This is a genomic window from Bradyrhizobium sp. Kon37, assembly GCF_055807535.1.
In genome coordinates this window covers 544,561-556,860 of the sequence record NZ_JBVVOY010000002.1, presented here as the reverse complement: position 1 = coordinate 556,860, position 12,300 = coordinate 544,561, and the positions used below count along the sequence as shown (strand labels likewise).

Below are 12,300 nucleotides of genomic sequence, written 5' to 3'. Positions count from 1 at the left end.
GACTCCAGGCGGACAAAAGGGCCGGTCAACATATCGCAAGCCGCGATAGCTGATAGATGCAAGCTCGTGTGGCGGCTGTCGCGGGCCTGCGCTATCAACGGTGCGATTGCTGCGCCCGGCATGGAGGCGCGAGCCTCCTCGAGGAGTTCCCAATGCGTTTACCCACTGTTGTCCTGGCCTTCACATGCCTTGCAACTGCCGCCTCCGCCGAAGACCTGTCGGGTACGCTTCAGAAAGTCAAAGAGACCAAGAAGATCACGCTGGGCTATCAGGAGGCCTCGGTCCCATTCAGCTATCTCGACGGCAACCAGAAGCCGGTCGGCTTTGCCATGGATATCTGCCTCAGGATCGTGGATGCCGTGAAGAAGCAGCTCGGCATGCCCGACATCGCGGTCGACACTCTCGCCGTGACGTCGTCGAACCGGATTCCGCTGATGGTCAACGGGACGCTCGACCTGCATTGCTCGGCGACCACCAACAATGCCGATCGCCAGAAGCAGGTCGCTTTCACCAACACGCACTTCCTCAGCGCAACGCGATTTGCAGCCAAGAAAGCCGCGAAGATCAACACCATCGACGATCTCAAGGGCAAAGCGGTGACGGCGGTGGCCGGCTCGGTCAATCTGACGCAGCTCGCCAAGGTCAACACGGAGCGCAATCTCGGCATCAACGTGATGCCGGCCAAGGACCAGGCCGAGGCCTTCCTGTTGCTGGAAACCGACCGCGCCCAGGCCTACGCGCTCGACGACGTGCAGCTCGCGGTCGCGATCGCGCGCTCGAAAGAGCCGCAGCTGTTCATGATCAGCGAGGAGACGTTCTCGAAGCCGGAGCCTTACGGGATCATGCTGCGGCGGGAGGACGCGCCGTTCAAAGCGCTCGCCGACCGCGCGACCGCGGAGCTGTACGCCAGCCAGGAGATCGAGGTCCTCTACAAGAAGTGGCTGGAATCGCCGACGCCACCGAACGGCCTCAACTACAACGTCCCGATGGCGGGCGCCTTGCGCAATGCCTTCAAGAAGCCGAGCTCCAGCTTCGATCCTGACGTCTACGTGGTCAACTGAGCGAGCCCTGACGCATCCGCGGGCGCAAAGGGATTACGCTCCGCATTGTTGCGCCCTCTCCCCTTGCGGGAGAGGGTAGCTCCGCTGGTGGACGCAGACTCACTTGGGTGAGGGGTTTGTCTCCGCGGAGAGATACCCCTCATCCGGCGCTTCGCGCCACCTTCTCCCGCAAGGGGAGAAGGGAAGATGGCACTGTGCTTCCGGCGAGTGCAATGTTTTACGCGTTGGAATATTTCTTCAGCTCGAACCGCGCGATCTGGTTCCTGTGGACCTCGTCCGGGCCGTCGGCGAGACGCAGCAAACGCGCTGTCGCGTAGGCCTGCGTCAATCCAAAGTCGTTCGACGTGCCGCCGCCGCCATGGGCCTGGATCGCCCAGTCGATGATCTGGCAGGCCATGTTGGGCACGGCGACCTTGATCATCGCGATCTCGGCTTTCGCCACCTTGTTGCCGACGGTGTCCATCGCGTAGGCGGCGTTGAGTGTCAGCAGCCGGGCCTGCTCGATCATGATGCGGGCCTCTGCGATGCGTTCCTGCGTCACAGTCTGCTCGGAAACCGGCTTGCCGAAGGCGACGCGGCTGCGCACCCTCCGGCACATCTTCTCCAGCGTGCGTTCCGAGAGCCCGATCAGCCGCATGCAGTGGTGGATACGGCCGGGGCCGAGGCGTCCCTGCGCGATCTCGAAACCTCGGCCTTCGCCCAGCAGCATGTTCTCCTTGGGGACACGCACGTTGGTGAAGACGACCTCGGAGGCACGGTCGGGCACGCCGTAGAAGCCGAACACGGGCAGGGCACGCTTGACCTCGACGCCCGCTGTGTCCATCGGCACCAGGATCATGGATTGCTGCTTGTGGCGGTCCGCATTATCAGGATCGGTCTTGCCCATGAAGATGCAGATCTTGCAGCGCGGGTCGGTCGCGTTGGTGGTGTACCATTTGCGACCGTTGATGACGTAATGGTCGCCGTCGCGGACGATCGAGCTTTCGATGTTGGTCGCATCGGACGAGGCGACGGCAGGCTCGGTCATGGCGAAGCAGGAGCGGATTTCGCCTGCGAGCAGCGGCTTTAGCCAGCGCTCCTTATCCTCGTTCGTGCCATAGCGCTCCAGCACCTCCATGTTGCCGGTGTCGGGCGCCGAACAGTTGAAGACTTCGGGTGCGAGATGCGAGCGGCCCATGACCTCGCAGAGCGGCGCATATTCGAGATTGGTCAGGCCTGCACCGTGGCCGGAGTCCGGCAGGAACAGATTCCAGAGGCCTTCGGCGCGCGCCAGCGGCTTCAGCTCCTCGACGACCGGATAGACTTTCCAGGGACCCAGCTCCTCCGCCTCGCGATAAAAGCGTTCCTCGTGCGGATAGATGTGCCGGTCCATGAAATTTTCGAGCTTGCGCTTGAGCTCGACGACTTTGGGCGACATCGGGTAGAGCATCTTTGTCTCCTTGATCAATGGACAGGCCGGGCGCAATTGGCTCAGGCGACGCGATACCCTTTGAATTTCTCGCGCAGCGCCGATTTGAGCACCTTGCCGGTGCCGGTCATCGGGAACTCGTCCATGAACTCGACGGCGTCGGGCATCCACCAGCTCGCGATCTTCGGACGCATGTGCTCGAGCAGCGTCTTGCCGTCGACGGTCGCGCCTTTCTTGCGGACGACGAGGAGCAGAGGCCGCTCCTGCCATTTCTCGTGGTTGATCGCGACCACGGCGGCTTGCAGCACATCGGGGTGAGACAAGGCGACGTCCTCGAGCTGGATCGAGGAGATCCATTCGCCGCCGGACTTGATCACGTCCTTGGAGCGGTCCGTCAGCGTGACGTGGCCCTGGGGATCGATCACGGCCATGTCGCCGGTGATCAGCCAGCCGTCGCGGTCGAGGCCTTCGTCGAGCTTCATGTAGCCGGACGCAACCCACGGTCCCCGCGCGCGCAGATGGCCGACGCTCTTGCCGTCGCGCGGCAGCTCGTTGCCGCCGTCGTCGACGATGCGCAAGGCGGTGCCGAAACAGGCGCGGCCGGACACCTGGCGGCGGTCGAACTTCTCCTTGTCGTCGAGATGCTCGGAGCCCGGCCGCAAGCCAGGCATCGAGCAGCCGAGCGCCTCGGTCATGCCCCAGGCCTGGACGTAGTCGACGTCGTACTCGCGCTTGAGCTTCTCGACCATGGCACGCGGCGGCGCCGAGCCCGACGACAATGTTGCACGAAGAGTCGAGAACCGGTTGCCGGTGCGGCCCAACCAGTCGAGCAGGATCAGCCAGAAGCTCGGCACGCCCGCGGACAGCGTCACCTTCTCGCCTTCGAGCAGCTCGTAGAGCTTGTCGGGCTCGTAATTGCGGCCGGGCAGCACCAGCTTCGATCCGGTATAGGGCGCCGTGAACGGCATGTTCCAGCCATTGCCGTGGAACAGCGGCGCCATCGGCATCATCACCTCGCGCACGCCTTCCAGGTGCCCGGGCAGGAAGTCGAAATTGCAGGAGACCATGGTCTGCAGGATCGCGGCGCGGTGCGAATAGATCACGCCCTTCGGATTTCCCGTCGTGCCGGAGGTGTAGCAGATCGTGGACGCCGATTTTTCGTCGAATTCCGGCCAGGCAAATCCGGCGTCGTTCTCGTTCTCCAGCAGCTCCTCGTAGCAATGCACGTTGGCAAGCTTGGTCTCGGGCATCCGCTCGCGCGAGCACATCACGACATAGGCTTCGATCGATTTGAGCTGCGGCGCGATTGCCTCCACGATCGGCAGCGTGGCGCGGTCGATGAACAGCAGGCGGTCCTCGGCGTGATTGACGATGTAGACGAGTTGTTCGGGGAACAGCCGCGGGTTGATGGTGTGCAGCACATAGCCCATGCCGGGCGCGGCGTAGAACATCTCGAAATGCCGGTGCGTATTCCAGGCCAGCGTGCCGACCCTGTCGCCGGGCATCATGCCGAACCTCTTGAGCGCTAATGCCATGCGCTTGATGCGCGGATGGGCGTCGGCATAGGTGTAGCGATGGATGTCGCCTTCGATCTCGCGGGCCACGACCTCGGCCTCGCCGTGATAATCGGCGGCATACTGGATCAGGCCGCTGATCAGGAGCGGCATGTCCATCATCAATCCCTGCATCGTCTCCTCCGGACCGCCATGTCGTTGTATGACGTACGCTTGTGATGTGCGCTTGAGGTTAGCGGAACGCCAGGCGACGTTCACGCCAAAAAGCGAGGGACGTGATTGCATGCGTCACTTTTTCAGGGCTAAGTGATGCGAGCTGCCGGCGAAGCAGTTTCCGCCGGGGAGGAAACGGATGTCAGCGCAAAGACACAAGACCGGCGCAGCCGGCGAATCTACAATCGACATTGACGCACTCCGTGCGCGCTATCGCGACGAGCGCGACCGTCGCCTGCGCACCGAAGGCAAGGCGCAATATGTCGAAGTGACCGGCGAGTTCGGGCGCTATCTCGACGATCCCTGGGCCAATTCCGGATTTGCGCGCGAGGCCGTCAGCGAACAGACCGAGGTGCTCATCGTCGGCGGCGGCTTCGGCGGCCTTCTGTGTGGCGCGCGACTGCGCGCGGCCGGCATCGATGATTTCCGGGTCGTGGAAAAGGCCGCCGATTTCGGCGGCACCTGGTACTGGAATCGCTACCCTGGCGCGGCCTGCGATACCGAGAGCTACATCTACCTGCCGTTGCTGGAAGAGACCGGCTACATGCCCGTGCGCAAATATGCGCGAGCACCCGAGATCTACGAACATTCGCGCCGCATCGGCCGTCACTTCGGTCTCTATGAGCGCGCGCTGTTTCAGACCGTCATCACGCGCATGAAATGGCAAGAGCAGGAGGCAATTTGGCTGGTCGAGACCGATCGCGGTGATTGCATCCGCGCGCGCTTCGTCATCCTTGCTGGAGGCCCGCTGAGCCGTCCGAAGCTGCCGGGCATTCCCGGTATCGAAAGCTTCAAGGGACACAGCTTCCACACCAGCCGCTGGGATTACGCCTACACCGGCGGCACGGCCGAAGGTGATCTTAGTGGTCTTGGCGACAAACGCGTCGGGATCATCGGCACCGGTGCCACCGCCGTGCAATGCGTGCCGCATCTCGGCCGCTCGGCCAAGGAGCTCTACGTCTTCCAACGTACGCCATCGGCGATTGGTGTGCGCGACGACCGCCCGACGGATCAGAGCTGGGCGCAGGGGCTCAGGCCTGGCTGGCAGCGCGAACGCATGGACAATTTCACCGCCGTGATCTCGGGCGAGCCATTCGAACAGGATCTGGTGCAGGACGGCTGGACCGGCCTGCTCGGCGAGATACTGCTGGCACCGCGCCGCCAGCCCCAGCCGGTGACCTCGATCGAGGAGGCGCTCAAGGTCATCGAGCAGGCCGATTATCGCAAGATGGAAGAGATCCGGGCGCGCGTCGATGCGATCGTCAAGGACGAGGCGACGGCTTCGGCGTTGAAACCCTGGTACAAGGCCTTCTGCAAGCGGCCGTGTTTCCACGACGAATATCTCGACACCTTCAATCGCCCCAACGTGCATCTGGTCGACACCAGGGGACAGGGCGTCGATCGCATCACCGAGAATGCCGTCGTGGTCGACGGCCACGCCTACGAACTCGACTGCCTGATCTATGCCAGCGGTTTCGAAGTCGGTACCGATTACGCCCGTCGTATGGGCTTCGAGATCTATGGACGCGATGGCACGAGCCTGTCCGAGCGCTGGCGCGACGGCGTCAAGACGATGCATGGCTTCTACAGCCGCGGCTTCCCGAACTGCTTCCTGATCGTCATGGTGCAGGCCGGCCAGAGCGCCAACTTCCCGCACATCATCGACGAGCAGTCGCAGCACATCGCCTACGTGATCGCCGAAGCGCGCAAGCGCAAGGCGCGAACCCTCGAGCCGACGCTGGCGGCCGAAAACGCCTGGGTCGAGGAGGTGGTCAAAGCCGCGCTCGGCCGCCAGACCTATCTCGCCGAATGCACGCCCGGCTACTACAACAATGAAGGCGTGTTCGATCCGATCGCGGCGAGAAACAGCCAGTATTGGCGCGGGCCGGTGGCATTCCTGCGGCTGCTCGACAAGTGGCGCAAGGAGGGCAATTTAGTTGGACTGGAACTGTCGTATGATCATGCCATGGAGTCGGCGCCTTCGTCCGGGTAAGCTTGGGCATCGGATCGCGCCAGAGAGAGGACATCGGACATGATCAGGGGCAGAACTGTAGCTGCGGCGGTTTTTGGGGCGATGACGCTGCTCAGCTGCCTGGCGCCCGCCGCCCACGCCGCGCAATGCGGCAGCTCGTCGGCCGGCTTCGAGGCCTGGAAGCGCGAGTTCAGCGCGGAGGCGCAGGGCAAGGGTGTTGGCCAGACCGCGCTCTCGGCGCTGATGCAGACCAATTACGCGAGTGCCACCATCGCGGCCGACCGCGGCCAGCGCAGCTTCTCGCTGTCGCTCGACCAGTTCCTCGCCAAGCGCGGCGCCACAACCATCGTGGCCAAGGGCCGCCAGCTCAAGCAGTCACAGGCTGCCTTGTTCGCCTCGATCCAGCAGCGCTATGGCGTTCCGCCGGGCCCGTTGATCGCGATCTGGGGCATGGAAACCGGATTCGGCAGCCAGCGCGGCAACCAGAACATGCTCTCCTCGATCGCGACGCTCGCCTATGACTGCCGCCGTCCCGAATTCTTCACCGACCAGCTCTATGCGGCGCTGAAGCTGATCGATCGCGGCACGCTGTCGGGGGCAACCCGCGGCTCGATGCACGGCGAAGTCGGCCAGACCCAGTTCATGCCCAAAAACATCCTGGCCTATGGCACCGGCAATCTCGAAGTTGCCGCCAATGCGCTGAACTCGACGGCGAATTTCCTCAAGGCCCATGGCTGGCGTGCAGGAGCCGGTTACCAGCCGGGCGAGCCGAATTTCGTCGCCATCGAAGCCTGGAATGCCGCCGGTGTTTATCAGAAGGCGATCGCCCTGATGGGACGGCAGATCGACGAGGGCGGAGGTACGGCCGCCTCGCGCTGACTAGAGCCCCGTTGAGAACGGGGCTCTAGCTTCTTGTTTGGACGCGTTTTCTGTGTCCGAACCGGCATCCACTTCGCTTGAAAACGCTCTTGCTCAGCAAGGCGTGATGGGCCGACAAGAGAAAGTTGTTGCCATCAGGAACCGACGGCACGAGGTTTGCTTTGATCGAACAGGGCTGGGCATGAGGAGACTCAACATGGCAACCCAGATCGTGATGGACCAGACTGGCGACACGCGCCACGAGTTTGATCCTGGCAATGCCGAAGCGCTGGCGCGGGCCGAACGGCGCTTTCGGGAGCTGACCGAAGCGGGCTTCACCGCCGCGCTGCGAAACGGACCTGGCGAGGTCACTCGGATCCGATCGTTCGACCCGACCGCGCAGGAAACGCTGTTCTATCCCCGCCTGGTCGGCGGTTGATCTGAGCTGCTCATGATCGCGGCAGTTTGGCTCCGCGCGCCGGCGCGTGCGCGTCTGCATGCGCTACGCGAACTCTATCGGCGCTTCTTCGGCGAGAACACGCCGGATGCCCGCGGCCGCCGGCTCCTGGCCGAATGGCTGTCGCCGGCGCAGCGCGTCCAATTCGAGCAGTACCGGCATTTCGATGTCGTCGGCTGCGATACCGGCAAGACCTATCGCATCCATTATGGCACCGCCGCCAATGTCCATGAGATCGACGCCGCCGGAAACGCGACGATGGGGTGGTGCTTTGTCCCGTCAGGCTTTCTCGTCCCCGGCGACGTCATGCTCGCACAGAAGATCGCGCTCGAAACTGACGAAAGGGGAGCTCTCGCGCTCGCCAACAGGTTTCCGCCGGCAACGCATTCGGAGCATTTCTACCGGCGGCCGTTCTAGGGCAAGGCTATCAGCCTAGAGCAAGGCTATCAGCGCAAGGCTATCACTAATGTGTGGTGCGATAGGCATCCACCGCGTGCGCTGCAAAAACGCCGACGCTGCAAAGCGCGAGCAAGGCCGAGATCAGCTCGATCATAGCTCGTCCTCCTGCGGCGGCAGGGCGACGAGGTGCTGACAGCAGGAATAATCCCAGATCAGGTCGAGGAAGAATTGCATGGTGGCCGTCCCTGTATGATTTTGACAACCAGATAACCGACCATCTGTTTCAGGCGTGTTTCGTCGCATCTGGAAACGGGTTTCTTGGGGAACCCCGGGCTGGTTTGTGCGCTGCGGAGCCGCTACATCCCGCTCTTGCTCAACCCTGTTAGCCGCGAGGCGGCGCATCACATTGCGAGGCGAAATCATGGCGCAGGTCGAGTGGTTCGACGATCTCACCATTGGAATGCAGTTCAAATCCCCCGAAGTTCACGTCACCGAGGCCGACATCAAGCGGTTCGCGGCCGAGTTCGATCCGCAGCCGATGCATCTCGACCACGAAGCCGCCAAGCAGACGCTGTTCAGGGGTCTCGCTGCCTCGGGATGGCACACCGCCGCTATTGCCATGAGCCTCGCGATCCAGACCCGCCCCTTCGGCCCGCATCCACTGATCGGCGCCGGCGTCGACGGGCTGCGCTGGACCATCCCGGTGCGGCCCGATGACCGCCTGCATCTGGTCGGGGAGGTCATGAGCCTGACGCCGTCGAAGTCGAAGCCCCAGGGCATCGCATTGGTGAAATGGACGATGTTCAACCAGAACGGCGAGGAGGTTTACACCTTCACCCCGATCGCGATCGTGCCGCGGCGGGAGTAGGGCAAGGTCGGCGCCCTACGAACCCCCTGAAGCCCTTGCGGGTCACCGGCAGAGGTGGTCATCTCGGTCCGGGGAACACGCTGGAGGCTGACATGAAACGATTTCTTCTCGCCGCCGGGTTGCTGGCCGGCGCCTTGAGCGCCGTCGCTTTGACCGCGAGGCCGGTGCAGGCGCAACAATCCAAGGTCGGCGACTGGACCATCGAAAAGCGTACGCAGGACGCACATTGCAATGCGAGCCGCGGCTACAAGGACAAGGAAGACGAGAACCGGGACTACGTCATCGTCATCACCTATTCCGAGAAGGCTATCGTGATCGTGATGATCTATGACGGCTGGGAGTGGGACAAGGTTGGCGAGATCCTCCGGGCGGATGTCGGCACCGATGACGCCGATATTATGAAGAAGGCGAAGTGGGAGGTCATGGACAAGACCACCGTGCGCGGCATCTTTGAATACGATCAGTCCATGATGGACCGGCTGTCCAAGGCCAAGCGTCTCTCGCTCGATTTCGAGGACGATGACGACGACAGCATCGAGATGCAGGTGCCGCGTGCCGGTGAAGCGCTGGCAGCGCTGAAATTTTGCGAGGAGAATCGCAAGTAGATTGCCGGAGCCGGATGCGAGGCCGGCGGCATCGGTGGTGACAGGGTTCTGCAGCGCGAACGGTGCCTGACGCATCGCACGCGTGACTCATCGCACACAGTCCGCGCGCTGTTCGCTTTAATCCTAGTCTTTGGCGAAAACGTCCAAGCCGCATCCTGCGGTTGACGTTACGCAAGGACGATGTTCGATATTCCAGCATTTTGTTGCAACGTTTTCTCGGCGTCGATTGCGTCGTCCGGCCGATGACAATCCTCCACGCAAATCGGTTCTCGTCCCTCGTCGGCGAGATCTACGACGCGGCGGTCGATCCCGCGCTGCGTAGCGCGGTGCTGGAACAGGTTTCGCATTTCGTCGGCGGATGTGCCGTGACCATCCTGTCCAGGGACAGAGCCAGACTCTCGATCGAGATCCACGAGCATTTTGGCAGCGAATCCCGCTTCCGCCAGCTTTATCGCGACCGATATGTGGAGCTCGACCCTCTGCTCGATCGTCATCTCACGCTCGCGGCGGAACAGACGATCGGCGTCGCCGACATCATGTCTCAAGCGGATTTCCTGGCAACAAGCTTCTATCGCGAGTGGGTGGAACCGCAAGGAGCAATAGACCTTGCAACCGTTGCCCTCGAGAAGTCGGAGACGCGCACCACGATCCTGCAGGTGTTGCGCCACCGGTCGCGCGGACTCGTTGACGAGCCGATGCGTGAGCGCATGCGGCTGCTTGCTCCGCACCTCCAGCGCTCCAGGATCATGGGCCGGCAGATCAGGGCGCGCTCGCATACCGTGGACGACCTTGCCGATGTCCTGGATGGGCTGAGCACGGCGATCTGCCTGCTCGACGCAGATGGCCGGGTCGTGCATGCCAACGCAGCATGCCGCGGGCTGTTCGCCGATGGCAGCCTGCTCGCAATGGTCGGCGACCGGATCGTGGCGCGCAACACCCAGACCGACAAAATATTCCGCGGCTTGTGCGAAATCGATGGGGGCAGCGAAACTGGTTCCGCTGCCAGCCGCCAGATCGAGCTTGCGACGTCGGTTGATGGGCAGCACTATCTGCTCCACGCTTTTCCCTTGAAGCGCGATCGCACTCCATCGCGAGATGCCGCAGCCACGGTGCTGTTCGTTCAGAAGGCCTCGGCGGCGACATGGCTCGCAGCCGATGCGATCGCTGCGGCCTTCAGGCTGACACCGTCCGAACTGCGCGTATTGATGGCCATTATCGAGATTGGCGGCGTTCCCGACATCGCTGCAAAGCTCGGCATCGCTGAAACGACGGTGAAGACGCATCTCGGCCGCCTGTTCGAGAAGACCGGCGCCGGCAGGCAGGCCGACCTGGTCAAGATCGCCACCGGTTTTGCCGTTCCGTTCGCGCGGCGAACGAACGGTGGTGGCGACGCGATGTGATCCATTTCACATGGTTCGCCGGTATGTGCCGCGATCTCAATCCATTGTGATGAGCCGAGCTCCCGTGTCCTCCGAATGCAGGACGCGAGTCATTTGATACTTTCGTATATCGCGATCCAGAAAAGTGAAGAGCAGCAAGCGCCGCGAAGCGATGCCGCGACGGCGTCGAACGCGAGTGTGAGGAAACGACAGCGCACGGCCGGACCTGCTCGTCGGTTGGAGGATTGCAGTGAGCCAATTTGATTTTTCCGTTATCAATGTTTCAACGAACGAAATTCCCGAAAACGAGCGTATCCCGCTGCTTCGCGATTTCTACTGCCGCGGGGTGTTGAAGGCGGAGGTCGAGGTGAGGGAAGGAAAGCCGTTCGCGGCGAGCTTCACGTCCCACGTCTTGCCGGAAGCCCAATTGCTGATGGGAGGATTGTGCGGAGCGCGGGTCATTCGCACCAAGCACCTGGTTGCCGACGGCGACGACAGTCTGGCCCTGATCGTGAATCGATCTGGCGTGCTGGGGATATCCGAGCGGGGACACGATCTGAGCCTTCGTGCGGGAGAGGCCGTCCTGACCAGCGCGGAGGACGTCACGACGTTCGAGCGATTGTCCCTGGGTAGCTGTTTCTCGCTCCGCGTGCCGAGACGCGTGCTGGCGCCGATGATCGTGGATGTCGATGACGCCGTGATGCGGGTCATGCCCGAGAGCTCGACGGGACTTCGATTGCTGGTCGATTACGCGGTGACGCTGGTGCGGGAGAATGCGTTCGTGATGCCCAATTTGCGCAAGCTCGGGGTCGGGCATCTGCACGATCTTCTGGCAATCGTCCTCGGTGCCACCAACGAGCCGCGGGAGCTGGCCGGGCGGCGCGGCGTCAAGGCGGCACGGCTGCAGAAGGCCAAAGTCTCCATCGCCAACAATTGCTGGCGGCAGGACCTGTCGGTGGCCACGGTTGCCCAGGAGCTCGGCGTGACGCCGCGTTATCTCCAGCGCCTGTTCGAGGCCGACGGCAAGACGTTCTCGTCCTTCCTGATCGAACAACGCGTCAAGCGTGCGCATCGCATGTTGCGCGAACCCGGATACGCCGAGCGGACGGTCAGCTCGATCGCCTACGATGTCGGTTTCGGCGATCTCTCCTATTTCAACCGCTGCTTCCGCCGGACTTATGGCGCCACGCCCAGTGACGTCAGGAGCCGCGAGATGTCGTGACCGCGCGCGATTGAATGTCAGGTCAAATGCCGATTGGAGACGGCACGGGCGTGCGCCGCCCGCAGTTGGAGTGTTGTGTTGCATGCGCCGTTTTTTCTTTGATCTTATGCTCGGCAATATCGTGAAGATCGATCCGGGTGGCATGGTGTTCGAATGCCCCGAAGCGACATTCGTGGTGGCCAACGAGATGGCAAGCCACCTGTTCGTCTGGCGCGACGATTTGCGCGGCCGCGATGCCTGCATCCGGGTCAGAGACACCGACGGGCGCGAGATCTATCGCGCCGCGGTCTGGTCGGAGAATGTGGAGAAGGTCGGCTGGGACGCGACGTGAGCGTCCCGGTGCG

12 protein-coding genes are annotated in these 12,300 nt (G+C 62.7%); 10 read left to right on the top strand and 2 right to left on the bottom strand.

Features of this window, described 5'->3' with window-relative positions:
* Window positions 1-152 precede the first annotated feature (152 nt).
* Entirely contained in the window at window positions 153-1,061 is a 909-nt protein-coding gene (locus tag AC0L3J_RS06945; protein ID WP_473346567.1) for an amino acid ABC transporter substrate-binding protein, read from the top strand.
* Between the two features lie 217 nt (window positions 1,062-1,278).
* Here the strand turns inward: AC0L3J_RS06945 and AC0L3J_RS06940 are convergent, their stop codons facing one another.
* Entirely contained in the window at window positions 1,279-2,490 is a 1,212-nt protein-coding gene (locus tag AC0L3J_RS06940; RefSeq protein ID WP_473346566.1) for an acyl-CoA dehydrogenase family protein, read from the bottom strand.
* Between the two features lie 41 nt (window positions 2,491-2,531).
* Window positions 2,532-4,157, bottom strand: coding sequence for a long-chain fatty acid--CoA ligase (locus AC0L3J_RS06935; RefSeq protein ID WP_473346565.1), 1,626 nt, complete (start codon window positions 4,155-4,157; stop codon window positions 2,532-2,534).
* 178 nt (window positions 4,158-4,335) lie between these two features.
* Here AC0L3J_RS06935 and AC0L3J_RS06930 point away from each other — a divergent pair, with 178 nt between their 5' ends.
* The 9 genes from AC0L3J_RS06930 to AC0L3J_RS06890 all read left to right on the top strand — a co-directional run bounded on the left by AC0L3J_RS06930 (window position 4,336) and on the right by AC0L3J_RS06890 (window position 12,287).
* Window positions 4,336-6,189, top strand: a complete 1,854-nt coding sequence (locus tag AC0L3J_RS06930) for a flavin-containing monooxygenase (RefSeq protein WP_473346564.1) — start codon at window positions 4,336-4,338, stop codon at window positions 6,187-6,189.
* A 39-nt stretch (window positions 6,190-6,228) separates the two neighbouring features.
* Window positions 6,229-7,047 carry a lytic murein transglycosylase gene (locus AC0L3J_RS06925; RefSeq protein ID WP_473346562.1) on the top strand — a complete coding sequence of 273 codons (819 nt, stop codon included), beginning with the start codon at window positions 6,229-6,231 and terminating at the stop codon, window positions 7,045-7,047.
* 196 nt (window positions 7,048-7,243) lie between these two features.
* Window positions 7,244-7,465, top strand: a complete 222-nt coding sequence (locus tag AC0L3J_RS06920; RefSeq protein WP_473346561.1) for a hypothetical protein — start codon at window positions 7,244-7,246, stop codon at window positions 7,463-7,465.
* Window positions 7,466-7,477: 12 nt separating this feature from the next.
* Window positions 7,478-7,900 (top strand): hypothetical protein, encoded by a 423-nt coding sequence (locus AC0L3J_RS06915; protein WP_247286611.1) that lies wholly within the window; start codon window positions 7,478-7,480, stop codon window positions 7,898-7,900.
* Window positions 7,901-8,303: 403 nt separating this feature from the next.
* Window positions 8,304-8,750 carry a MaoC family dehydratase gene (locus tag AC0L3J_RS06910; RefSeq protein ID WP_247297582.1) on the top strand — a complete coding sequence of 149 codons (447 nt, stop codon included), beginning with the start codon at window positions 8,304-8,306 and terminating at the stop codon, window positions 8,748-8,750.
* Window positions 8,751-8,842: 92 nt separating this feature from the next.
* Window positions 8,843-9,355, top strand: coding sequence for a hypothetical protein (locus tag AC0L3J_RS06905; protein ID WP_473346560.1), 513 nt, complete (start codon window positions 8,843-8,845; stop codon window positions 9,353-9,355).
* Between the two features lie 242 nt (window positions 9,356-9,597).
* Window positions 9,598-10,755 carry a helix-turn-helix transcriptional regulator gene (locus AC0L3J_RS06900; RefSeq protein ID WP_473346559.1) on the top strand — a complete coding sequence of 386 codons (1,158 nt, stop codon included), beginning with the start codon at window positions 9,598-9,600 and terminating at the stop codon, window positions 10,753-10,755.
* A 229-nt stretch (window positions 10,756-10,984) separates the two neighbouring features.
* Window positions 10,985-11,956 (top strand): helix-turn-helix transcriptional regulator, encoded by a 972-nt coding sequence (locus tag AC0L3J_RS06895; protein ID WP_473346558.1) that lies wholly within the window; start codon window positions 10,985-10,987, stop codon window positions 11,954-11,956.
* A gap of 82 nt (window positions 11,957-12,038) precedes the next feature.
* Window positions 12,039-12,287, top strand: a complete 249-nt coding sequence (locus AC0L3J_RS06890; protein ID WP_473346557.1) for a DUF6894 family protein — start codon at window positions 12,039-12,041, stop codon at window positions 12,285-12,287.
* The last annotated feature ends 13 nt before the right edge of the window (window positions 12,288-12,300 follow it).